The 23,049-nt window shown below is 62.3% G+C and carries 18 protein-coding genes; 11 read left to right on the forward strand and 7 right to left on the reverse strand.

Annotated features, from left to right (window positions below; genetic code table 11):
• Positions 1–11 precede the first annotated feature (11 nt).
• Genes M5B98_RS10215 through M5B98_RS10225 form a run of 3 tightly spaced genes read left to right on the forward strand, consistent with a single transcriptional unit; the run spans position 12 to position 1,718 of the window.
• A complete protein-coding gene (locus M5B98_RS10215; protein WP_248742626.1) occupies positions 12–932 on the forward strand; it encodes an arginase in 921 nt (306 codons plus the stop codon).
• Positions 929–1,303, forward strand: coding sequence for an EamA family transporter (locus M5B98_RS10220; protein WP_085709470.1), 375 nt, complete (start codon positions 929–931; stop codon positions 1,301–1,303). Before M5B98_RS10215 ends, M5B98_RS10220 begins: the two co-directional genes overlap by 4 nt.
• 31 nt (positions 1,304–1,334) lie before the next feature.
• Positions 1,335–1,718, forward strand: coding sequence for an EamA family transporter (locus M5B98_RS10225; protein ID WP_371856504.1), 384 nt, complete (start codon positions 1,335–1,337; stop codon positions 1,716–1,718).
• Between the two features lie 45 nt (positions 1,719–1,763).
• Here the strand turns inward: M5B98_RS10225 and M5B98_RS10230 are convergent, their stop codons facing one another.
• Together M5B98_RS10230 and M5B98_RS10235 are read right to left on the reverse strand one after the other, a co-directional pair.
• On the reverse strand, positions 1,764–2,630 hold the full coding sequence (locus tag M5B98_RS10230; RefSeq protein WP_248742627.1) for a fatty acid desaturase family protein: 867 nt from the start codon (positions 2,628–2,630) through the stop codon (positions 1,764–1,766).
• Positions 2,631–2,697: 67 nt separating this feature from the next.
• The gene (locus tag M5B98_RS10235) at positions 2,698–3,459 is read right to left on the reverse strand and encodes a MipA/OmpV family protein (RefSeq protein ID WP_119427771.1); all 762 of its coding nucleotides are present in this window, start codon (positions 3,457–3,459) and stop codon (positions 2,698–2,700) included.
• Between the two features lie 218 nt (positions 3,460–3,677).
• Between M5B98_RS10235 and M5B98_RS10240 the strand changes: the two genes are divergently transcribed.
• From M5B98_RS10240 to M5B98_RS10265, 6 genes are read left to right on the forward strand one after another with little or no spacing between them, the layout of a single operon-like run.
• Positions 3,678–4,391: an HAD-IB family phosphatase gene (locus tag M5B98_RS10240; protein ID WP_114885255.1), complete on the forward strand. Its 714-nt coding sequence runs from the start codon at positions 3,678–3,680 to the stop codon at positions 4,389–4,391.
• A complete protein-coding gene (locus M5B98_RS10245) occupies positions 4,384–5,778 on the forward strand; it encodes an aspartate aminotransferase family protein (RefSeq protein WP_085709465.1) in 1,395 nt (464 codons plus the stop codon). The genes M5B98_RS10240 and M5B98_RS10245 overlap by 8 nt, the downstream gene beginning before the upstream one ends.
• Entirely contained in the window at positions 5,775–6,656 is an 882-nt protein-coding gene (locus tag M5B98_RS10250) for an alpha/beta hydrolase (RefSeq protein ID WP_248742628.1), read from the forward strand. The genes M5B98_RS10245 and M5B98_RS10250 overlap by 4 nt, the downstream gene beginning before the upstream one ends.
• A 42-nt stretch (positions 6,657–6,698) precedes the next feature.
• Positions 6,699–7,826: a GNAT family N-acetyltransferase gene (locus tag M5B98_RS10255; RefSeq protein ID WP_248742629.1), complete on the forward strand. Its 1,128-nt coding sequence runs from the start codon at positions 6,699–6,701 to the stop codon at positions 7,824–7,826.
• 6 nt (positions 7,827–7,832) lie between these two features.
• Positions 7,833–9,608: a sensor histidine kinase gene (locus M5B98_RS10260; protein ID WP_114885259.1), complete on the forward strand. Its 1,776-nt coding sequence runs from the start codon at positions 7,833–7,835 to the stop codon at positions 9,606–9,608.
• Positions 9,598–10,986 carry a sigma-54-dependent transcriptional regulator gene (locus M5B98_RS10265; RefSeq protein ID WP_248742630.1) on the forward strand — a complete coding sequence of 463 codons (1,389 nt, stop codon included), beginning with the start codon at positions 9,598–9,600 and terminating at the stop codon, positions 10,984–10,986. Before M5B98_RS10260 ends, M5B98_RS10265 begins: the two co-directional genes overlap by 11 nt.
• A gap of 37 nt (positions 10,987–11,023) precedes the next feature.
• Here the strand turns inward: M5B98_RS10265 and M5B98_RS10270 are convergent, their stop codons facing one another.
• Both M5B98_RS10270 and M5B98_RS10275 read right to left on the reverse strand, forming a co-directional pair.
• Positions 11,024–11,689, reverse strand: a complete 666-nt coding sequence (locus tag M5B98_RS10270; protein WP_248742631.1) for a DsbA family oxidoreductase — start codon at positions 11,687–11,689, stop codon at positions 11,024–11,026.
• A gap of 50 nt (positions 11,690–11,739) precedes the next feature.
• A complete protein-coding gene (locus M5B98_RS10275; RefSeq protein WP_085709459.1) occupies positions 11,740–12,774 on the reverse strand; it encodes an alpha/beta fold hydrolase in 1,035 nt (344 codons plus the stop codon).
• Positions 12,775–12,981: 207 nt separating this feature from the next.
• On the opposite strand from M5B98_RS10275, the gene M5B98_RS10280 reads away from it, so the two are divergent.
• Positions 12,982–18,507 carry a dermonecrotic toxin domain-containing protein gene (locus tag M5B98_RS10280; protein WP_248742632.1) on the forward strand — a complete coding sequence of 1,842 codons (5,526 nt, stop codon included), beginning with the start codon at positions 12,982–12,984 and terminating at the stop codon, positions 18,505–18,507.
• A 43-nt stretch (positions 18,508–18,550) separates the two neighbouring features.
• Here the strand turns inward: M5B98_RS10280 and metE are convergent, their stop codons facing one another.
• Complete coding sequence (gene metE / locus M5B98_RS10285) at positions 18,551–20,863, reverse strand: 5-methyltetrahydropteroyltriglutamate--homocysteine S-methyltransferase (protein ID WP_248742633.1); 2,313 nt, start codon at positions 20,861–20,863, stop codon at positions 18,551–18,553.
• 111 nt (positions 20,864–20,974) lie between these two features.
• On the opposite strand from metE, the gene metR reads away from it, so the two are divergent.
• Positions 20,975–21,892: a transcriptional regulator MetR gene (gene metR, locus M5B98_RS10290; RefSeq protein ID WP_085709456.1), complete on the forward strand. Its 918-nt coding sequence runs from the start codon at positions 20,975–20,977 to the stop codon at positions 21,890–21,892.
• Here metR and M5B98_RS10295 read toward each other — a convergent pair.
• Complete coding sequence (locus M5B98_RS10295; RefSeq protein WP_248742634.1) at positions 21,876–22,406, reverse strand: GNAT family N-acetyltransferase; 531 nt, start codon at positions 22,404–22,406, stop codon at positions 21,876–21,878. The genes metR and M5B98_RS10295 overlap by 17 nt on opposite strands.
• A gap of 2 nt (positions 22,407–22,408) precedes the next feature.
• Positions 22,409–23,047 (reverse strand): LysE family translocator, encoded by a 639-nt coding sequence (locus tag M5B98_RS10300; protein ID WP_248742635.1) that lies wholly within the window; start codon positions 23,045–23,047, stop codon positions 22,409–22,411.
• Positions 23,048–23,049: the final 2 nt, after the last annotated feature.

Genomic DNA, 23,049 nt, shown 5'->3' on the forward strand with positions numbered 1-23,049 from the left:
GAATTGCGACCTTGAATATTTTAGATCTCGACCACAGCCTGACCGGTCAGGCGTCCATCGCGCGGCTGCTCGACAGCGGCCGTGCCCGGCGCCTGGACCTGCTCGACCTGGGCCCGAAATTGCGGCTCTGGTCCAGCGAACGCACCTTCCGCCGGTTTGCCGAACGCTTGCGTGAACGGCCCCGGCACAGCGGCCCCACGCCGGAAATCTTTTTCGTCGGTTCCGGCGACTATCACCATCTGACCCCGGCCTTCCTGACTGACCTGCCGGAGCCGGTAAGCCTGATCCACTTCGACAACCATCCCGACTGGGTGCACTTTGCCCCCCGTCGCCACTGTGGCTCATGGGTGAATCAGGCCCTGAAACTGCCGAACATCGAACGCATCGTCACCCTCGGGCCGTGCAGCGACGACCTGCAAAATCCGCAGATCAAGGGCGGCAATCTCGGCGCCCTCAAACGCGGAGTATTGCAGCTGTTTCCGTGGCAGCATCCGCCGTCGAAAGTCTGGGGCCGGGTCGGCGATGGCGCCGGTCATCAGCAACAGGAGAATCTGCTGCACTGGAACAATCTGGCGGATCAGGACTGGTCGGCATTTCTCGATCGGATGATCGCCAGCCTTCCGACCAAAGCGGTGTGGATCACCATCGACAAGGACGTGCTGGCCAGCGAAGACGCCGCGACCAATTGGGATCAGGGGCAAATGCGCCTGAGCCACCTGCTTCAGGCCATCCGCAGCCTCGCCGCCAGCAAGCGCGTGATCGGCATCGACATCTGCGGCGAGTTCGCCCGCCCGGCCTTCAGCAACGCGTTCAAACGCTGGGAGGCCAAGTCCGACCAGCCCCCGGCCGAACGCTGGAGCGAGACCGATCTGCTGCGCAACTCGGCGACCAATCAGGCTCTGATCGAGTTGTTCGAGGAGCTGTTCCCATGACCTTGACCGTGATTCTGCTGGTGGCGTTTTCCATCGTGCTCGACGTGATCGGCCAGCTCTGCTTCAAGCTCGGCCTGGACCGTTTGCCGGAACTGGAAGGTGGTTTTCGGCTCGGTGCGTTCTGGGGCCAGGTGTTCAACGCACCGCTGCTGTGGTGCGGCATCGGCGCCTACGTGATCGAGTTTTTCGTCTGGCTCGAAGCCCTGTCCCGGGCGCCGCTGAGCCTGTTGTTCCCTGCCGCCGCGCTGGCCTATTGCGGCGTGGTGCTGGCCGGCAAGGTGTTTCTCGGCGAAACCGTCAGCCGACGGCGCTGGATGGGCACACTGGTGATTACGGCGGGCGTGATGCTCGTGTGTGTCGGCCATGCCTGACTCTCAACTGATACTCAAAAGGAATGGCTCGATGGATTGGCTTCACGGCCGCCTCGGCACCGTGGTGCTCTGGGCGTTGCTGATCATTCTGGAAAGTGGCGGGCAGATCGCGACCAAGGTCGGCGGCGATCAACTGGGGCAAATGGACTTCACCCTGCAATGGCTGCTCAGCGTCGCCCAGGCACCGGGAGTGCTGGTGGCGATTGCCTGCTACATCGGCGCGTTCTTTGTCTGGATGCTGATTCTGCGGCGCAGCAGCCTGTCCCTGGCGTTTCCGCTGAGTTCGCTGGTATTTGTCGGGGTGTTGCTGGGATCGTGGCTGGGGCTGGGTGAAGAGATCAGCCTGCTGCACTGGGTGGGTGTGGCCGTGATCATGGGCGGCATTGCGCTGCTGGCCGAAGGCGAGGAAAACTGAGGTGAACGGTCGTGGGAGCCTGCGGGCTCCCACATTTCTTACGGTTCAATTCTTGCGATGCGCCACCAGAAATCCGAGGCCGTGGGCCATCGGAATATCCTTCACCCCCGCCTCTCGCTGCTGCCCGGCGATTTCCCGGTGAAACGCCTTGACCCGGGTCCAGTGCATTTTCGGCCGGTAGTGATGCTCGGCGTGGTAGCCGTTGTTCATCCATAACAGGTTGTAGAGCGGGCTGTAGGCGCTGACGCCCCAGGCGATGGGCGAATCCGGGTTGCCGCCGAAATGCTCGTAGTAACCGTTGAGCGAAGACAGCGCCTGACCCAGGTACCAGAACGGCAACAACACCAGCACCGCCCGCCAGTCACAGATCGCCAGCCCCAGATAGAACGCCACTGTCACACCGATCTCCACCTTGACCCAGCGCGCATCCGCGGGACGCTTGCGCTGCATCTCGTCGTAGATCGGCTTGGGGTCGTCGCGAAAGAAGCTCAGGAAGGTGTAGGCCCAGGGATTCTCGGGCTGACCATCCTTGCCGCGCTGATAGATCGACAACGGATCGATGGTCTTGCCATCCGCCCCCGGCCGGTCCGAGTTGCCCCGGTGATGACGGTTGTGGATATCGCGATAGAGGGTCTGGGAGAAACCGATGGTCACCGACAGCAACAGGTCAAAGGCGCGATTGAGCCACGCCGGGGTGAAATAGGCATTGTGGATCTGGTTATGGGAAATGCTGTTGATGCTCCATGACAGGCTCACCGCATACAAAAACGCCAGCGGCAGCAGTGCCCACCAGGACAACGCATGGAAGGCCAGGACCAGCCACACCACGAAGGCGAAATGGGCCAGGCCGAGGGCCACGGGAATCAGGTCCCACAACGAATGGGCCAGCAAACGGTAAGCAGGGCGAGCCATGAAGAACATCCTGAAACAATGGGTTCGTCACGGCTGTCTGCAAAGGCCAGACCAGTTCCCGTCGGGCTTACTTGAATTTATAGGCGATCGCCATCTGCACCTCGCCCTGATTGGTATCGCCGACGCTTTTCACGATGCTGCTGTCGGCGGCCGAACCGGTCAGGTGAATCCAGCTGGCGCTGGTCACCAGCGACCATTGCGGGCCAAGCGGGAACTCGAAGCTTTGGGTCAGCGCAATGTTCTGCAGGCCGCCACCGGCGTTGTAGGCACGGATGCCGGACGCCAGGGCTTCCTTGTCGCTGACACCGAAGAAGGTGTTGTTCTGCCGGGCGTTGGCGAAATGCGCGGTCAGATTGCTGCTGCCAATCACGCCACCACCCAGTGGATAACCGATCTCGCCGCCGACCCGACCGAGCACGCCGCCCTGCCCGCCATTACCGCCGATGGCCTGGCCGACGGAGGCGAACACCCGCCAGAAGTCGGCCGGCGCGTATTGCACGAACCCACCGGCCTCGGCCATGTCCGGCACATCGCGCAAGCCGCGCAGTTCGCCGTTGGAGGTGCGGCCCGGCAGGTAATTCACATAAGGGCCGGCGCTGAAGCCGTTGGTCTTCAAGGCGCTCCAGGTCAGGCCGTCGTCGGTGCTGAGGCTGACGTCGCCCCAGTCCAGATCCAGATACGGTATCGGCCGGGTTTCATAACGGCTGCCACTCGGGTCATGGGGCTGATAACCCAGGCCCACGCCCGCCTCCCCGGTAATCCCGTCCGCCATGGCGCTGGCTGAGAAAGCGCCCAGCGCTGCGAATAAAAACAGTGTCTTCCTCATCATGAGGCCATTCCTTTAATTGAACATGCGCGCATCAATCCCCGGATGCCACCCGCCGCGCAAGCACTCATGTTGTTTGTAGCAAGCTACAAAAATTGTAGCTTCGAATTGCCAAAGCACCTCATCGGCCCCGCCGGCAAGGGGCTGATGGCACTTGGCACAGTCCCTGCTCTACCCCTCGGCAAGCGCACACAACGCGCTCTGACCAATAGGTAATGCAGATGATTGACTGGCATATCGTGTGTGATTTCGACGGGACCATCACCCGCACCGACGTGATCGACAGCATTCTCGAACGTTTCGCCGACCCGAGTTGGGAAACGATCGAAAACCAGTGGCTGGCCGGTGAAATCGGTTCCCGTGAATGCCTCAGCCGCCAGCTCTCGCTGGTCAAGGCCACGCCCGGCCAATTGCTGGACTTCTTCGACAGCATCGAGATCGACCCGGACTTCCCCGACTTCGTCGACCACGCCATCGGCCTGGGCGCTTCGTTCGAAGTGGTCAGCGACGGCATCGAGCAAGGCATCGCGCGGATCCTGTCGCGCAACTACGTGACCCTGCTGCCGATCCTCGCCAACCGCCTGCGACAGCTCGACCACGAAAGCTGGCGCATCGACTTCCCGCATTCCAGCGACGCCTGCCGCGCGGCCTCTGGCAACTGCAAATGCAAATCCACGCCGGGCAACAAACGGGTGCTGGTGATCGGTGACGGCCAGTCCGACATGTGCGTGTCGTCCACCGCCGACTTCGTCTTCGCCAAGGGCCGCCTCGCCGAGTACTGCGAACGCAACGCGATCCCTTACGCGCGCTTCGACAGCTTCGCCGAACTCCCGGCGCTGCTGGCGCTGCTGCCAAAGGCCAGCGCCGCCAACGCCACCGCTTTCAACTCCGACACCTTCAATACCGAAACCCAGGAACTCTTCCACCATGTCTGATATTCGAATCGCTACCCAGGAAGACCAGATCCTTCTGGAAAAAGAAGCCAAGTACTGCTCCTACGGCGACACCGTTCACTACATCGAACCGCCGCGCATCTTCAGCCGCTGCGAAGGCTCCTACGTCTGGGACACCGAAGACCAGGCCTACCTCGACCTGCAAATGTGGTACTCGGCGGTCAACTTCGGTTACGCCAACCCGCGCCTGAACAATGCGCTGAAACAGCAGATCGACACCCTGCCGCAGATCGCCAGCCAGTACCTGCACAAAGGCAAGATCGAGCTGTCGGAAATGATCGCCGTGGACGCCAAGAAGAAGTTCGGCCTCGACGGTCGCGTGCACTTCAACGTCGGCGGTTCGCAGTCCATCGAGGACTCGCTCAAAGTCGTGCGTAACGCCAGCAACGGCAAGAGCCTGATGTTCGCCTTCGAGGGCGGTTACCACGGTCGTACCCTCGGCGCCTCGTCGATCACTTCCAGCTACCGCTATCGCCGCCGTTACGGCCACTTCGGCGAGCGCGCCAACTTCATCCCGTTCCCGTACCACTTCCGCGGCCCGAAAGGCATGACCAAGGAAGAATACGGCAGCCACTGCGTGCAGCAGTTCGCCCGTCTGTTCGAGACTGAATACAACGGTGTCTGGGATCCGAAGGTCGGAGCCAGTGAATACGCCGCGTTCTACGTCGAGCCGATCCAGGGCACCGGCGGCTACGTGATTCCGCCGATGAACTTCTACAGCGAACTCAAGCATGTGCTGGACCAGCACGGCATCCTGATGGTGGTCGACGAAATCCAGATGGGCTTCTATCGCACCGGCAAGCTGTGGTCGATCGAACACTTCGACGTCAAACCGGACGTGATCGTCTTCGGCAAGGCACTGACCAACGGCCTCAACCCGCTGGGCGGCATCTGGGCCAAGGAAGAGCTGATCAACCCGAAAGTCTTCCCGCCAGGCTCGACCCACTCCACCTTCGCCTCCAACCCGCTGGGCACCGCCGTGGGCCTGGAAATGTTCAAGATGACCAGCGAAGTCGACTACGGCGCGATGGTCATGGCCAAGGGCAAATACTTCCTCGAAGGCCTGCAGGACCTGCAGAAACGCTACCCGATCATCGGCGACGTCGATGGCCTGGGCCTGGCCCTGCGCTGCGAAATCTGCGCCCCGGACGGCTTCACCCCGGACAAGGCCACCCTGGACTTCATGGTCGAGGAAGGCATGAAGGGCGACATCGAGATCGACGGTCGCAAACTGGGCCTGATCCTCGACGTGGGCGGTTACTACAAGAACGTGATCACCCTCGCGCCGTCGCTGGAAATCAGCTACCCGGAAATCGACCTGGGCATCGCCCTGCTCGACCGTCTGCTGGCCCGGGCGATGAAACGATGAACGCGGCCGGGATCGATCTGGGCGAAGGCGACGCCGGTTTCGTTCTCGGCACAGGGGAGGTCGCGGTGTTGTTGATCCACGGCCTCACCGGCACCCCGACGGAGTTGCGTCGGGTCGCCGTGGGACTGGCCAAGGCCGGTTGCACGGTGTACGTGCCGACCCTGGCCGGGCACTGCGGCGGCAATGCCGACCTGCAGGCCACCGGCTGGCGTGACTGGTACGAAGGCGTGCGCAAGACCTTCGTCGGCATTCGTCGTCAGCACAGCAAGGTATTTGTCGGCGGTCTGTCGATGGGTGCAGTGATGTCGATGTACGTGGCGTCCGAGCATCCAGGCCAGGTGGCCGGGTTGCTGATGTATTCCACCACGCTCAAGTACGACGGCTGGAGCATCAACAAACTGGCGTTCCTCACGCCGTTGCTGATGAAAATCCCGTTCGGCGTGCATATCTGCAAGTTCGAAGAGAAACCGCCCTACGGCATCAAGAACGAGCGCCTGCGGGCTATCGTCGAACGGCAGATGAAGGAAGGCCACAGCAGTGAGGCCGGCCTGTTGACCATGGAAGGCGTGACCGTGCGCGAACTGCACCGGATGAACGCCGTGGTGCGCAAGCGCATGCCTTCGATCACCGTGCCGGCGCTGGTGCTGCATTCCATCGAGGACGACATCACCAGCCGCTGGAATGCCGACTACGTGGAACGCAAGCTCGGTGGCGAAGTGGTGAAGATTCTGCTGGACGACTGTTATCACATGATCACCGTCGACCTGCAGTACCGACGCGTCGTGGAACTGAGCGTGCAGTTCATCAACAACCATCGCACCGACCTTGCGCCCTCCGCTGATTCCCTGCCAACCGAGGAATACCGGCAGAGAGCGTGAAGCGCCTGCAAAACGACATGCCATGCCGGTTAAGGAAACGACGTGATCACGGCCCAAGCCTTTTCAACCATCGAAGCGATTGATCGCGACGCGTGGAATGCCTGCTTTCCCGAGGAGCTCGAAGACTGGGCCTACTATCGCGCCGTGGAACAGGCCGGCATCGACGGCTTTCACTGGCGCTATCTGGCGCTGTTTGAAGACGACCGGCTGATTGCGGCCGTCGTCGCCTTCACCACGGCTTATTCGCTCGACACCACCCTGCAGGGCACCGGCAAGCGCTTGAGCCAATGGCTGCGCAGTTGCTGGCCGGGGCTGTTCGACATTCGTCTGTATGCCCTCGGCTCGCCGGTGGCGGAGCAGTGCCATGTCGGCACGCACCCGTCGCTCGATCCGGCACGTTTGCCGTCACTGTTCGCACGCCTGCTGCAACTGGCCCGCGAGGACGCGGACCAGTCCGGCGTCGGCCTGCTGGCGGTCAAGGACGCTTCCCACCGCAACCCGCAATGGCTCCAGGCCTGTCGCGAGGCCGGTTTGCAAAGCATGCCGGGATTGCCCGGTGCCGAGCTGCCGATCAAATTCGCCTCGGTTGACGCCTACCTCGGCACCCTGGGCAAATCCACCCGCAAGGACCTGCGCCGGACCCTGCGCGGTTCAGGCCCGCGCATCGAATGGCGACGTTCGGTGGACGACCTGCTGCCGACCATGATGCGGCTCTATGAAGCGACACTGGCGCGCAGCGACCTGACCTTCGAATGCCTGCCGGCTGCGTATTTCCGCCAGGTGCTGGAACACCTCGACGAGCGTGCCGCCTGCGTTTTGTACTGGGTGGACGATGAGCTGGTGGCGTTCAATCTGGTGCTGCTGGACGAACAGCGGCTGGTGGACAAGTTCTTCGCCCACGATCTGGCCCGCACCCGCGAGCACAAGCTGTACATGCGTAGCTGGCTGGCGAATGTCGGCTACTGTATTGAGCACCGGATTCCGATCTACGCGTGCGGCCAGGCCGGTTATGCCAGTAAGCTGCGCCTGGGCTGTTCGTTCATCGGCAATACGGTGTTTTTCCGCCATCGCCACCCCGTACTCAATCACCTGCTGCGGCTGGTGAAGATTTTCATCCGCCCGGACCGTACCGATCCGGCCATGGCGACTGCGATAAGCGAACAACAATAAGCGAGCATGATGAGCAAAGACCGACGCGCCACCGCCCGACCCTTCGCCCTCTCCGGCTGGAGCCTGCAACGCAAACTGGTGCTGGCGTTCTGGCTGGTCAGCGTGATTCCGACCATGATCGCCGCCGAACTGGCGGCCACCACCCTGTCGCAGATTTTCGACAGCAACGTGCGGATCTGGCTGCAGGAATCGACCAAGATCGTCGAGGACGAGATCCGCGAGATCGTGCGCGACAATGCCCGGATCGCGCAGTTGTTCCTGCGCTACACCCGGCCGCCCACGGACCGGCAGTCGGCCCGGCGCGACAAACTCACCGCCGACATTGCCGACTCCATGGGCATCGACGTGGTCGCGCTGGTGCGCAACAGCGATCACAAAGTGGTGTTCAGCACCGCCGCCGATGACATCGTGCGGCAGATCAGCACCGCGCCCAAAGCCGTGCTGCAAACCCTGCAGGTCGGCGGCGTGGCGACCGGCGCCGTGGTGTCGACCTTCGAGAGCGAGCAGGACGGCACCGACTACAAACTGATCGTGGTGACCTACCTCGACAACAGTTTCCTCACCAGCGTTGCCGACGTGCACTCTCTGGACCTGCGTCTGTACCTGGCCAGAGACGCCGATTTCTCCGAGATCTTTTCCACCCAGCGCTTTGAAGATCACCCGGCAATCGTGCCCGCCAAAATCGAGGACCAGTTGCGCAGCACCAAGCTGCCGATCGAGCAGTCGACCAAGCGCTACAGCGGCATCTACCGACCGATTCTCAACGAAAACGGCGAACTGCAAGGCGTGGTATTCAGCGGCCTGCTGCGCCACACCACGCTGGTCGGGCTGGTGAACCAGAGCAACCTGTTTATCCTGATCTTCATCCTCAGCTCGGCGGCTTCGCTGGCGGTGGGCTGGCTGGTGTCGGAGCGCATGACCAAGCCGCTGCGCGGTCTGGCCAAAGGCGTACAAGCGGTGATCGCCGGGGATTACCGCCAGCGCCTGCCGGTCACCGGTGGCGATGAACTGGCGGAACTGAGCAGCATCTTCAACCACATGAGCGAACGCCTCGGCGAGCTGCAGCACCTGGAGTCGCAACTGCGGCGCCGCGACCGCCTGCATGCGCTGGGCGAAGTGGCGATGGGCCTGGCCCATGAAATCCGCAACCCGCTGGGCATCATCAAGACCGCCACGCAACTGCTGCACCGGCGCGCCGATCTGCCGGAGACCGACAAGCGTCATCTGGAATACGTGGTCAGTGAAGTCAGCCGCATCAACGACCTGATCACCGAATTTCTCGACTTCGCCAAACCCAGCGCACCGCTGCGCTCGACCCAACTGGCACGGCCACTGGTGGATGAACTGGTGGGCTTCTGTGCCCCGGAGTTGGCCAGCCACAACATCGATGTGCAGATCGAGGATCGCGCCCCGGGTGCGACCCTGTACGCCGATGCACGGCAACTCAAACAGGCGGGCCTGAACCTGATCGTCAACGCCATCGACGCCATGCCCGACGGCGGCCGCCTGACCCTGGGCATCCACAGCGATCAGCACAACACAGTCATCAGCATCAGCGACACGGGCCAGGGCATCGAAGCGGACATGCTCGAGCGGATTTTCACGCCGTTCGTCACCACCAAGGCGTCCGGCACCGGACTCGGTCTGGCCAAAGTCTTCTCGATCATGGAAAACCATGACGGACGTATCGAATGCGTCAGTGAAAAAGATGCCGGAGCCACCTTCAGCCTGTACATTCCGGCCAACGGTGAAGATTTCGACGAGGACAGCGATGACGCATAACGTACTGGTGGTGGACGACGAGCCCAAGCTCTGCGACCTGCTGGCATCGGCCTTGAGTCAGAACGACATTGTGGTGTTCACCGCCGGCAACGGCCTGCACGCGCTCAAGGTGCTGGAGTCCGAAGACATCGATCTGGTGATCAGCGACTGGCGCATGCCCGGCATGGACGGCCCGCAACTGCTGGCGGAAATCAAGAACCGCTATCCGCAGTTGCCGGTGATCGTGATGACCGCCTACAGCACGGTGAAGAATGCCGTGCAGTCGATGCGCAACGGCGCCTTCGACTACATCGCCAAACCCTTCGACATCGATGAGCTGGACATCACCGTCAGCAAGGCCCTGCAGTTTCGCGACATCCTCAAAGACAACCTGCGCATGCGCGCCGAACTCGACGAGCACCAGCAGATCGACAGCCTGGTGGGCGACAGCCCGAGCTTTCGCCGGGTCCTGAGCGCGATCGATTCGGTGCGCGAAAGCAACGCTACCATCCTGCTGACCGGCGAAAGCGGCACCGGCAAGGAAATGGTCGCCCGGGCCATCCACAAGCACGGCAACCGCGCCGACAAGCCGTTTGTCGCGGTCAACTGCGCGGCGATCCCGGAAGGGCTGCTGGAAAGCGAAATGTTCGGCCACCGCAAAGGCGCGTTCACCGGTGCGGTGGCGGACCGGGTCGGGCGTTTTCAGCAGGCGGACAAGGGCACGCTGTTTCTCGATGAAATCGGCGAAATGCCTTTGGCGTTGCAGGCGAAAATCCTCCGCGCCCTGCAGGAACGCATCATCGAACCGGTAGGCGATCCACGCGAGCGCAAGGTCGATGTGCGGGTCATCGCCGCGACCAACAAGAACCTGCTGGACGCGGTGGCCAACAAGGAATTTCGCGAAGACCTGTATTACCGCCTCAACGTGTTCCCGATTCCGTTGCCGGCCTTGCGGGATCGGGTCGAAGACATCGCCCCGCTGGCCCGGCATTTCGCCCATACCCTGGGCGCTGCGGCGGGCAAGCGCTTCAGCGGTTTCAGTGCCGAGGCGTTGCAGGCGATGGCCCGTTATTCGTGGCCGGGAAACATTCGTGAACTGCAGAACTGCGTCGAGCGCGCGACCATCGTGGCGTCCGGCGCGGAGATTGAAGAGCAGGACTTGCCGGCCTATCTGTTCGCCTCACAACCGACCCAGCCGGGAGCGCTGGTCGCCGAAGGCAGCGTGCCGGCGGACCTGGAAGCGGCGCTGGCAGAGGTGGAAAAGGCCTACATCCTCGCCGCGCTGGCCCAGAGCAACGGCGTGCAGGCTGCGGCGGCGCAACTGATCGGGATTTCCGAGCGCAGCTTCTGGTATCGCCTGAAGAAACTGGGGATTCACGTCGACAAGATCGTCCGCTGATCCGGGTTCCCGGGTCTTGCCCGGGAACCTCGCGGCCTCAGTTCACCGTGCCGCCCTTCGCCTCGCTCATGATCTGCCGGATCGCCCCGACAAAGGTGTCCACCGGTTGCCCGCCAGTCACCGCGTATTGGCCGTTGAACACCACGGTCGGCACCGAACTCACACCGCGCGACAGCCACATTTGTTCTTCCTCGCGCACGTCGCTGGCGAATTCGTCGGACGCCAGGATCGCCTCGGCACGCTGCCGGTCCAGACCCACGCTTTCGGCGATCTGCGCCAGTTGCCCGAGATCGGACGGGTTGCCACCATCGGTGAAATACGCCTTGAACAGCGCCTCTTTCAACGGCAACTGCAAGCCCTCCTCGCCCGCCCAATGCAGCAACCGATGCGCATCGAAGGTGTTGTAGATGCGGCTGTTGGAATCGGTGCGGAAGGCGAAACCGACATCGGCGCCACGGGCGCGGATCACTTCACGGTTCTTCTGTGACTGCTCCGGGGTCGAGCCGTATTTTTCCTGGATATGCTCGCCAATGTTCTGCCCTTCGACGCCCATCTTCGGGTTCAGCTCGAACGGCTGGAAACGGATCTCGGCCTGCACCTCGTCACGCAGAATCTCCAGCGCCCGCAGCAAACCGTACAGACCGACGACGCACCACGGGCAGGACACGTCGCTGACAAAATCGATTTTCAGGGCAGAACTCATGACACACCTCGCGCGTTCAATCGGGGTCAAAGACCTGCACGATACACCCGCTAGAGCAGGTTGCGCTCGCCCACCGGTTCGATCTGCGCCCAGTGCGAGGTGTCTTCACGGTGTTGCTGCAAGTACGGCAGCACCGCCGCCAGCAACGGCGCCTTGAACGCCTCCTGAAAACGATGGGCCAGACCCGGAATCAGCTTCAACTGGCTGCCGCGAATGTGCGCCGCCAGATGCACGCCGTGCATCACCGGCAGCAACGGATCGGCGGTGCCGTGCACCACCAGGGTCGGCACTCGCAACTGATTGAGCAGCGCCACCCGGCTCGGTTCGGCGAGGATCGCCATGATCTGGCGCTTCACGCCTTCGGGGTTGAAGGCCCGGTCATACGCCACCGCAGCCTGATGCAACAGCATCTGACGATCATCGGTAACCATCGGGCTGCCCAGCGCCGCCAGCAGATCCGCTTGCTGCTCCAGCGCCACTTCGCGGTTGGGTGCGCCGCGCCGCGACAGCAATTGCACCAGTGCCGCGCTCGGTGCCGGTAAACCTTCGGCACCGGAGCTGGTCATGATCAGCGTCAGGCTCTCGACCCGCTGCGGCGCCATGGCCGCCAGGTGCTGGGCGATCATCCCGCCCATGCTCGCGCCGAGCACGTGGAATTGCTCGACGTGCAACGCGTCCATCAGGCCCAGCGCATCGTCGGCCATGTCGGTCAGGCTGTAAGGCGCCGCCACCGGCAGACCGAGTTTGTAGCGCAGCACTTCAAACGTCAGGTTGGCCTCGGCCGGTGCCTGGCGCCAGGTCGAAAGACCGACATCGCGGTTGTCATAGCGGATCACCCGGAAACCCTGCTGGCACAGGGCGACCACCACTTCATCCGGCCAGTGGATCAACTGCCCGCCCAGCCCCATCACCAGCAACAAAGCCGGATCCGACGCACGACCGATGCTCTGGTACGCCAGGCTCACCTGTGCCAGATCGACCCGTTCAGTCGGAACATTGACATCACAACGCGACGCCGCAGAAGACGCCGGAACGAAAAAAACCGCGGCCAACAACGCCGCGATTGCAAAAATTCCCTTGAACATGAAAAACACCGAAACGCAGAACCCCAGTAGAGCGCGAGTCTGATGAAGTTTGTTCAAGCGCGCTGCCACAGTTCGATGACAGTTTGATGAAGAGTGCCGAGCGGTCGAACGGGCCGATAACTATGTAGCACCCGGGCATCCGGTGATTTTCCTTGAATGGCGCTTGAGTGGAGCGGATCCGCCGCCCTTCCCTTGAGCCCCATTGCCATGATCGAACGTTTCTTCCTAGTGAACACCCCTGCGCCGTTGCCCTCGTTTCCCGGTTTTACCGCCCTGCCGGCGTCTGTCGATGAAAGCCTGCTGCACAGTGCAGCCACCCGCCGACAAGCGTGCAGCGAAGGACTGCGACAACTGTGTGCCGGCGTACCGTCGGTACGCGAGACGCTCAACCGGTTGCTCCGTCAGGAACTGGACCTGGACGGTGAGCAGGCTGGCTTGTCGTTCTCACCCGGTGGCGGGTACCCGGAGCGTCGGGTCAGCCTGGTGACAGCCTGCGCCTTCGTCACCCAATCCACCCGACCAGAGGAATGGCTCGACAGCCGGTGCCGGGTGACCGGTGTGAACAGCAGTCATGCATTGGCGGTACTCACCCCGTCGCAACTGCTCGCCCGGATCAAAGCCCTCGAACCGGCACTGGCGCTCGACGAGCGCTGGAATGCCTACTGGCAGAGCCGCGCTCCGGGTACGCCCCGTTCCCGCCGGGAACAGGTCGGCCGCTTGTATCACGGGCATATCGAGGCGGCCGCGCAAGTGGCCTTCGCCCGACGCACGGTGACAGCCGACCAGCTTCAACCACTGTGGTCGTTGATGGGGGAGCCGGGTACGCGGCCTGCGGCTGACGATGCCCTCCGCGTCGAGCTGCCGACCTTGCGCCTGCACAATGGCGTGCGGGTGAAACTGCCGGCAGCCTGGGTCATCAGTGGTGGAGACGATGCCGCACAGTTGCTGTACGTGCCTGATCGAGCGGACGCAATCCAGGCTTTCGCCCGACGCTGTGACTTGCATGCCTGGCTGGCACAACGACCTCTGGTGCCCGCCGGTCTGCCGCTCGAAAACCTTCAGGTCGAATACATCCCGGCCGGGCAATCGCTGGTCACGGCTGTCAACGAATGGCTGCTGCAGCAGCAAATCGCGCAGGTTGCTTCCCTGCGCAACGGCACGGACGGCACGCGCGGTCTGGCCGAACAGGGCCTCCACGCGCTGGACCTCGCCGACAGAGTCGACCGGCAACGCAGCACTGCCGTCTTCTGCGCCCCGCCCGGCCTGGACAATCAACCGTCCGGCGTCCGGGCAGCAGACGAAGACGAAGTCTCGCTGTTCGGCAGCCTGCATCCCGATATTCCCCGTTCCCTGAGACAGGCCAGCGTCACCCGGGCAGACGCTGCGCTCGAATCATTAAGCAACGGCGACACCCTGAAATCGTTCGAGGCGCTGCAAACGACACAGGAAACGGCCGAGCAGGCCGCCGATCTCGCAGCACGCGCTCTGCTCTATCGCGAACGGGTGCTGGACCTGACCACCTTCAACCGCCAGTTCACCGCGCTGTACAACGCACACATGCAAGGTCTGCGGGCCGAAGCCGGGATGCAACGGGCGCTGAATCGCCTGAGTGTCGAAGAACATGACCTGCTCATCGCATGGCTCGATGCCCCCGATCGAACCGATGCCGACCGGGTGGTGAAAAGCCTGACGCTGTCACTGATTGAATCCGCAGGAGGCAAAGTCACCAACCATCGCCAGACGCTCCTTGGCCCGCTCGTTCTGATGTTCATGGGCTCGATACAGAGCCTGTTGCTTTACTGGCCCGGCAGCGGTGGCGGCCTCCAGCGATTCGCCAATCGCCAGGCACTTGAACGGCACGTGTTCAAGCTGCACGCCAGTGACGCACAGCAAACCTTGCAATTGAACACCCAGACCGACGACCCGTTGCTCCATATGTTGAATCAGTTGACCGGCGAGTTTGAAACCCGGGCGGCAACGATTCGCCAGCGATACAGCGAGCCGTCACAGGCACAACAGCGTGCAGATGAACTGGAGCAACTGCGCCGCAAGACACTTCCCTTGCTACAGGTACCTGCCGATGCCGCACGACGCCTGGCGCTGTCTCATCGCATCCAGCAGGAACGCAGCGCGACCCTCGCCACACAGGTACCGGCCTGGCTGGCCGACCTGAGTGACAGCGAACGAGGCACACTCAAGGAACTGATCCAGGCCTGGATCACTGCGATGCACCGCAGTCACGAATTGCTGACTGTCGCGCTGCCACCCAGGGAGGATTTCACTCGACAGCATCTGCACACCCGACTGCGTCGGGATTTTTCTCTCACGGGACACTTTTCGGTACAGCTGGATCTGCCGGACTCGGTTGTACTGCAAAAACAAGCCTTCAGTGTGCCCGGTGCACCGGGCACCCCGCAAAAACTGGTCGCCGTCCCCAGTGCGACACGCAGCCGGATGCCCCTCGAAACCCTGGCCCAGCTCAATATCGACAACACCCCGTCGATGAACCTTGAACAACTGCCCCTGCGCCTTGACTTCATGCGCGTCGAAGTCAGCGCCACCGATGAGCGGGAGCGTCAGACCCTCACTGCCGGTATTACCCGGGCTTACCTGCGCAAACTGATGCCGGAACTGGACCTGCCCAAGGCTTACGAAAACAGGATTTACGACACCTTCAAAGGCACGGCCGAAGAACCGCCGTTCCAGCGCGAGCACCGTCAGGAATGCCTGCTCGAACCCTGGCGGGTGATGCTCAAGCTGCAAGGCCGATGCGCGCGGCTGCAACACCACATTGGTGACGCGGACCTGAACCTGTTCGAAACCGCCATCGACGCCGACACGCCCGATGCCTGGACAGCCGCCGGTCGCCGCATTGCCCTGCTTCCGGCGTTCCTCGCCGCCGGTGGCACTGATACACCGAATGAAGGCCCCGTCACGCTGTCGGGAGTGACCTTCATCGAAGAACAAATCAGCGGCACGACGCTGCTCTATTTGCCGGACGCTCCCGACGCGAGGTTTCTGCGCCGCTACGACAGCCTTGAAGCTGCGCGCAAGGATCTGTTCAACCGTTGCAGCCAGGACGAGATGATCCGCTATCTGGCCGGCCGGGCCTTGCAAGGCAATGTAAACGCCCACGAACGTCGTATCGCTCAGGCGGTGGACAAACGCTTCGATGCCATGATCGGTGTCGGTCCACGCTGGCCGGCAACCACGTCGCTGGCCGCTCATCTGCTCAATGCATACATGGGCCGTCTGATCGAGGCCCATCGCGGTTCCTCGCGCTCCAACGACACGCTGTATCGGGAACGTTATGCCCTGCAGGGCACACGGGTGTTCGATTACATCAAAATGGCCTTGGGCATGCTGCCATTCGTTGGCAGTGCCATCGCCCTGTACGACGCCTGGAACGCGGCCAACCAGGCAGTCGCGGCTTTTTTGCGGGGCAGGCTCGGCGACGGCCTGGCCGAAGTCGAATCGGTGTTGCTGTGCCTGATCGACGCGCTGATCGACATCGTTCCTGGCGCCGGTGCAGCCCTGACGGCCCGTTCGGCCACTCGTGCCCGCCTGCTGCGAAACCTGGCCTCGGAGGTCGTCACGCTGACCGCTCCCGATACACAGCAGGCCCGGCGCATCGTCGAGCGTTTTGCCGGTTACGAATATGAGAAACCCGTTTCGCTGGCAGGCCTGCGACCGGCCGAAGGAGGCGTCTGGCGCAACATTTACCGCCACGCCGACGGTGATTTCATCGTCCGGCAGGGCCGGATCTATCAGGTCGAATGGAGCCGCGACTCACGCAACTGGCGCCTGAGCGGCACTTCACAAAATACCTACAAGCAACCCGTCGCCTTGAACGAGGCCGGAGAATGGGACACCTGGTTCGGCGTCTACGGCACCACCTTCGAAGGCGGCGGTGCCGGTGGCGGCGGCGTGCTCGGGCACATGGCCGATACACTCGACCCGCTCTGGCCACTGGCAATCCGCGAGCGCCTTCCGCGCTGGCTGGTCGACCGGACCTACCGCCGACATCATCAACTGACGCTTGAATGCGATGACCTGAGTTACCGCCTCGATCCCCAGATCGAACGAACCGACAGGGCAATCAACGCTTACAGCCAGGCTCCCGATGACGCTCTGCTGAGAAACGTCGCACAGAAAGCCTGCGACGAGGATATTGCCCTGCTCACCCGGCAATACCAGACAGTCGCCGAGCTGCGCCCCCTTACCCATGGCAACAAGTTGCGCGCCCTGCTTGAAATACAAAGCCAGGACGCCGCAAGGGTGACCGACCGGCTCAAGCACCGTGTCTATATGGCCAACCACCGGATCTACAAATGGCTCGACGAGATCGACACCCGGCACGCAACCCTCGATGCCCTGCCGGACAACTCGGTTGCCGAACGCCTGGTCCTGCTGCAGGAAATGCGCAGATTGCGCGTCGATGTGACCATCGCCATTGAAGAAGTCGAAGCGCTCATGGGCGAAATGAACCGCTGGTACGCACTGATCGGGGTACGTGCGGACAAGGCCAGACTGACCGAGGCCGTCACCTATTTGAACGGGCGCATGAACGATTTCAATCTGGGATATCTGAAGACCGCTCACCGCCTGGAATCCATCAAGAATTTCGAAAACACCGGTGATGTCTCCTGGCTCTACCTGCAACAACGGGCCTGGCAACTACGCGTGGACATGGATCGTGCGCTCTTCACCCAGTTCAGCCTGTCCGAAGTGAGCGCCAACCGTGCGCAGCGCACACAGATCCTGGGCAACTGCCTCGACACCTACACCCGATACTGCCGGGAAATGAACCAGTGGACGGCCAGCTATCCTCAGTACTTTCACATGGAAGAGTTCGAACCGCTGATGGCCGGTATCGAAGCCATGGCCGAACGCGCCAGGAAGGCTATCGATCATCCCGCTCCACCTCGTGCAGCGGCACAAAGCGAGAAGAAGATTTTCCAGACCGAAGACCAGCAGTGGCTGATCGGGGTGGAAAACTGGGAACCCAGAACCCGCAAGCGGCAGTTCGTACTGAACCATGGCAAAGCGGGCCGGGAAGTCTGGGAGCAGGCTGACAATGGCAAGTTCCGTTTGCTGACGGAGAACACACCGCAGTCTGCCCCTTCCCGCAATCTCGCATCACTGCTGGCCGACGCCCGCAAGCGCCTCGACGGGCAAGCGGCCTATCAGGCCAAGGTGCAGGGACACGCCGAGCGCGACATGCTCCCGGTGGATGTGGAACACATGATGCTCAGTGAAGCCGATGACCTGGGCCGTCGGGCCAGCGACATTGAAGCGATGTCGGCAGAGAACCCGATCATCGGCGAACTGAAATCGAAGGCCGACGAATTGCGCCTCACCGGACGGCAACTGCGCACCCGACAAACCCTGAGGAGTCGTAAACCCACCGACGGCATGCTCGATGACCTGCTCCGGCAGAACGCCGTGGAAGTGCGCAAGGTGGCCCTGATGAAACAACTGCGCAATCGCGCCGACGGTCGTCCCGACCATATGCAGGAATACGAAATCCACGACCTGAGCGTCCGCCCGCCGCGTCTGCTGTGGTATGCGCATTTCCACTACAACAAACTCAGGCCGTCATTCGCCGAGTTCGAGAAAGCGCACCTGAAACTGCCGGACCACCGCTACCTGACTCACGCCGACAATGCGGCGCTGCCGTATGCCGACATCGGCAAACGCTCGCCGGTTCTGCCCTGGTTCGAAGCGTTGTAAAACAAAACGGGGAGCGGTTGGCCGCTCTCCGTTTTGCTGTGCGTCAAGCCAGCTGACTGCGCAGTTGCCGCGCTGCCGCCACCATGTTCACCAACGCTGCTTCCGTCTCCGGCCAGGCACGGGTCTTCAGCCCGCAATCGGGGTTGACCCACAACCGCGCTGCCGGAATCCGTTTCACGGCCTTGCTCATCAGCTTGACCATTTCCGCCGTGTCCGGCACCCGTGGCGAGTGGATGTCGTAGACACCCGGGCCGATGTCGTTCGGATAGTCGAACGCTTCGAAGGCATCGAGCAATTCCATGTCCGAGCGCGAGGTTTCGATGGTGATCACGTCGGCGTCCATGTCGGCGATGGCCTTGATCACGTCGTTGAATTCGCTGTAGCACATGTGGGTGTGGATCTGGGTTTCATCCTTCACGCCCGAGGCGGTCAGGCGGAACGCTTCCACCGCCCAGTCCAGATACTCCTGCCATTGTGCGCGGCGCAGCGGCAGGCCTTCGCGGAACGCGGCTTCGTCGATCTGCACGATTTTGATCCCGGCGTTTTCCAGATCCACCACTTCGTCACGCAGGGCCAGCGCCAGTTGCTGCGCCTGGACTTTGCGCGACACGTCTTCGCGGGGGAACGACCACATCAGCATGGTCACCGGGCCGGTCAGCATGCCTTTCATGACCTTGTCGGTCAGGCTCTGGGCGTAGCTGATCCAGTCGACGGTCATGGCGTTCGGACGGCTCAGGTCACCGTAGATCACCGCCGGTTTTACGCAACGGGAACCGTAGCTCTGGACCCAGCCGAAACGGGTGAACAGGTAACCGTCGAGCTGCTCGGCGAAGTACTCGACCATGTCGTTGCGTTCGGCTTCACCGTGCACCAGCACATCCAGGCCCAGACGCTCCTGCACCTGTACCGCGTGGCGGATTTCGCTGCGCATGGCGTCGTGGTAATCGTTGGCCGACAGCTTGCCCTGCTTGAACGCCTGACGGGCCAGACGGATCGATCCGGTCTGCGGGAACGAACCGATAGTGGTGGTCGGGAACGTCGGCAATTTCAAACGTGCCTGTTGCGCAGCGATGCGCTTGGCGAACGGCGAATGACGCTGGCTGTCGCGGGCGTTGACCGCTTCGATGCGCGCCTGCACATCGGCCTTGTGAATACGCGGCGAGCGAGCGCGGCTTTCCTGAATGGCGCGGCTTTCGGCCAGTGCGCTTTGCACTTTCGGCGCTTGTGGATCGTTCAGCGCATCACGCAACACGGAGATTTCGGCGCACTTCTGCACGGCGAATGCCAGCCAGCTTTTCAGTTCCGGATCGAGCTTGTCTTCACGCTCGACATCCACCGGACTGTGCAGCAACGAACAGGAACTGCTGACCCACAGATTGTCGCCAAAACGCTCCTGCGCCGGTTGCAACTGCGCCAGTGCCTGCTCCAGCTCGCAGCGCCAGACGTTGCGGCCGTTGACCAGACCCACCGAAAGAATCTTGTAGGTCGGCAGGCGATCCAGCACCTGACCGAGCTGATCCGGCGCACGCACCGCGTCGATGTGCAGGCCTTGTACCGGCAGGCCGACGGCCAGACCGAGGTTGTCTTGCAGACCGCTGAAATAGGTCGCCACCAGTTTTTTCAGCGGCGAGTACTGAAGGATGTGATAGGCGCGTTCGAAAGCATTTTTCCAGGCCTGCGGCAGGTCGAGAGTGAGGATCGGTTCGTCGATCTGCACCCACTCCACACCCTGTGCGGCGAGGCGACCGAGGATTTCGTTGTACACCGGCAGCAGGCGCTCGAGCAGGTCGAGCTTGTCGAAATCGTTGCCTTTCGCCTTGCCCAGCCACAGGTAAGTCAGCGGGCCGATGATCACCGGTTTGACGTTATGACCGAGGGCCTTGGCTTCTTCGACTTCATCGAACAGTTGCTCCCAGCTCAGCTTGAACGACTGATCCGCGGTGAACTCCGGGACCAGGTAGTGGTAGTTGGTGTCGAACCACTTGGTCAGCTCTTGTGCGTATTGAGTCTTGCCGTGCTCGCCGCCGCAGCAGGAGGCCGTGGCGCCACGGGCCATGGCGAACAGGGTGTCGAGAGTCGGCAGGCCACGCTCGTCGCGCACACCGTCGAAGCGCTCAGGGATCACACCGAAGGTCAGCGAGTGGGTCAGCACCTGGTCGTACCAGGCAAAGTCACCGACCGGCAGCAAATCAATGCCGGCGTCTTTCTGAAGTTGCCAATGTTTTGCGCGCAACTCGCGGCCGACCTGATTCAGGGACGCCTGATCGAGATCGCCTTTCCAGTAGGCTTCGAGGGCTTTTTTCAGTTCGCGGTCGGCGCCGATGCGCGGGAAACCAAGGGTGTGGGCCACGGCCATGTCGAGTGTTCTCCATTGCGTAAAAGATGGTGCCATTGTCGACAGCCAGGGCAACATGAGACAAACTCAACCTTTTCGTGTTGATCACAAATTTTCCTCATGGAGCCTGCGGTGCTTGAGATCCGTCACCTGAAAACCCTGCATGCCCTGCGCGAAGCTGACAGCCTGGTGGATGCGGCCGACCGACTGCACCTGACCCAGTCGGCGCTGTCCCACCAGTTCAAGGAATTGGAAGAGCGCATGGGCATGCCATTGTTCGTGCGCAAGACCAAACCGGTGCGCTTCACCAGCGCCGGCCTGCGCCTGCTGCAACTGGCCGACGCGACCCTGCCACTGCTGCGTGCTGCCGAACGTGACATCGGGCGCCTGGCCGGGGGCACCGCCGGGCGTCTGCACATGGCCATCGAATGCCACAGCTGCTTCCAGTGGCTGATGCCGACCATCGACCAGTTCCGCGATGCCTGGCCGGAAGTCGAACTCGACCTCGCTTCGGGTTTCTCGTTTGCACCGCTGCCGGCGCTGGCCCGGGGTGACCTGGATCTGGTGGTGACCTCCGACCCGCTGGAAATCGCCGGTATCACCTACGTGCCGCTGTTCACCTACGAAGCCATGCTTGCGGTCGCCAACCAGCATGCATTGGCAAGCAAACCGTACATCGTCCCCGAAGACCTGCTGACGGAAACCCTGATCACTTATCCGGTGGAGCGCGACCGCCTCGATATCTTCACCCGCTTCCTCGAACCGGCCGACATCGAACCTGCGCAGGTACGCACCTCGGAACTGACGGTGATGATGATGCAACTGGTGGCCAGCGGTCGTGGCGTGTGCGGCATGCCGCACTGGGCGCTGCATGAATACAGTTCACGGGGTTACGTGAAGGCCAAGCGGCTGGGTGAGAAAGGTCTGTTTGCAACGCTGTACGCGGCGATCCGCGCCGACATGCTGGATGCGCCGTACATGCGCGATTTCCTGCTGACGGCCAAGGACACCTCGTTCTCGACCCTGGATGGGGTCAGCGCGGTTCGTTGAGGCTGGCGGATGGCACCAAAGGCGCGCACCACATGTGGATCTTGTCGAAGTAGTCCTCGCCGACCCGCACCGCCATCGGTTCCAGACCGAACTGGATGAAGCCGCAGCGCTGGTACAGCTTGAACGCCGCGTCATTGCCGGCGGTGACGGTCAGTTGAATGACTTTCAGCGCCGGATGCTGCTGCGCCTCACCCAGCACCGCCTCCATCAACTTCAGGCCCAGCCCGCGCTGACGAAACTCCGTTGATACATACATGCCGAATACCGTTGCCTTGTGCCGGGCCTTTTCCCGAGGCTCGAACGCCAGGCCAACGATGCCCGCCAGGCGGCCTGCTTCGAACGCGCCAAACACCGCGTCGAGCTTGCTGGTCAGGCGCGACTCCCACCAGCTCAGCGGCATCGCCGCGCGCTCGCGCACGCTGGAGGTGAAGGCCTGCGGATGCCGGTCATACGCTTCCAGCATCAATTCCCGATAGGCCAGCGCATGGCTGGCATCCAGCCGTTCGATCCACATGTTCACGCGGTCCTGCGCTGCTCGAGCATCAGGCGCACCGCCAGGCCGCCGAGCACGAAGCCCATGAAATAACGCTGCGCCGCAAGCCATGTCGGGTTGCTGGCGAACCACGAGGCAATGCCCGCCGCCGACAGGGCGATCAACAGGTTGACGCTGAAACTGACGCTGATCTGGGTCAGGCCGAGGATGATGCTCTGGCTGAACACCGAGCCGTGTTCCGGCGTGATGAACTGCGGAAAAACCGAGAGGTAGAACACCGCGATCTTCGGGTTCAGGGCGCTGGTGAGAAAGCCCATGGTGATGAGCCTGCGCGACGAGTCCGCCGGCAATGCCTGCACTTCGAACGGTGAACGCGCACCGGGTTTCACCGCTTGCCAGGCCAGCCACAGCAGGTACAGCGCGCCGGCCCACTTCAACACTTCATAGGCCATCGGCACCGCAAGAAATACCGCCGTCAGACCGGCCGCCGCCGCAAACATATGCACGAAGAACCCGGCCACCACGCCGAGCAGCGACGTGACCCCGGCCTTGCGCCCCTGACAGATCGAACGGGAGATCAGGTAAATCATGTTCGGCCCCGGCGTCAGTACCATCAACAACGCGGCAGCAGCAAAAATCAGCAGGTCTGGAAGCGGGATCATGA

It is taken from the genome of Pseudomonas sp. MWU12-3088 (assembly GCF_023242405.1).
In the GTDB taxonomy this organism is placed as follows: Bacteria; Pseudomonadota; Gammaproteobacteria; order Pseudomonadales; family Pseudomonadaceae; genus Aquipseudomonas; species Aquipseudomonas kribbensis.

Excerpts from the sequence above, each read along its gene's own strand:
- M5B98_RS10230 (WP_248742627.1), bottom strand. The coding sequence starts at position 2,630 with ATGGCTCGCCCTGCTTACCGTTTGCTGGCCCATTCGTTGTGGGACCTG.
- M5B98_RS10265 (WP_248742630.1), top strand. The coding sequence starts at position 9,598 with ATGACGCATAACGTACTGGTGGTGGACGACGAGCCCAAGCTCTGCGAC.
- M5B98_RS10240 (WP_114885255.1), top strand. The coding sequence starts at position 3,678 with ATGATTGACTGGCATATCGTGTGTGATTTCGACGGGACCATCACCCGC.
- M5B98_RS10295 (WP_248742634.1), bottom strand. The coding sequence starts at position 22,406 with ATGTGGATCGAACGGCTGGATGCCAGCCATGCGCTGGCCTATCGGGAA.
- M5B98_RS10225 (WP_371856504.1), top strand. The coding sequence starts at position 1,335 with ATGGATTGGCTTCACGGCCGCCTCGGCACCGTGGTGCTCTGGGCGTTG.
- M5B98_RS10235 (WP_119427771.1), bottom strand. The coding sequence starts at position 3,459 with ATGATGAGGAAGACACTGTTTTTATTCGCAGCGCTGGGCGCTTTCTCA.
- M5B98_RS10280 (WP_248742632.1), top strand. The coding sequence starts at position 12,982 with ATGATCGAACGTTTCTTCCTAGTGAACACCCCTGCGCCGTTGCCCTCG.
- M5B98_RS10260 (WP_114885259.1), top strand. The coding sequence starts at position 7,833 with ATGATGAGCAAAGACCGACGCGCCACCGCCCGACCCTTCGCCCTCTCC.
- M5B98_RS10250 (WP_248742628.1), top strand. The coding sequence starts at position 5,775 with ATGAACGCGGCCGGGATCGATCTGGGCGAAGGCGACGCCGGTTTCGTT.
- M5B98_RS10270 (WP_248742631.1), bottom strand. The coding sequence starts at position 11,689 with ATGAGTTCTGCCCTGAAAATCGATTTTGTCAGCGACGTGTCCTGCCCG.
- M5B98_RS10245 (WP_085709465.1), top strand. The coding sequence starts at position 4,384 with ATGTCTGATATTCGAATCGCTACCCAGGAAGACCAGATCCTTCTGGAA.
- M5B98_RS10275 (WP_085709459.1), bottom strand. The coding sequence starts at position 12,774 with ATGTTCAAGGGAATTTTTGCAATCGCGGCGTTGTTGGCCGCGGTTTTT.
- M5B98_RS10220 (WP_085709470.1), top strand. The coding sequence starts at position 929 with ATGACCTTGACCGTGATTCTGCTGGTGGCGTTTTCCATCGTGCTCGAC.
- metE (WP_248742633.1), bottom strand. The coding sequence starts at position 20,863 with ATGGCCGTGGCCCACACCCTTGGTTTCCCGCGCATCGGCGCCGACCGC.
- M5B98_RS10300 (WP_248742635.1), bottom strand. The coding sequence starts at position 23,047 with ATGATCCCGCTTCCAGACCTGCTGATTTTTGCTGCTGCCGCGTTGTTG.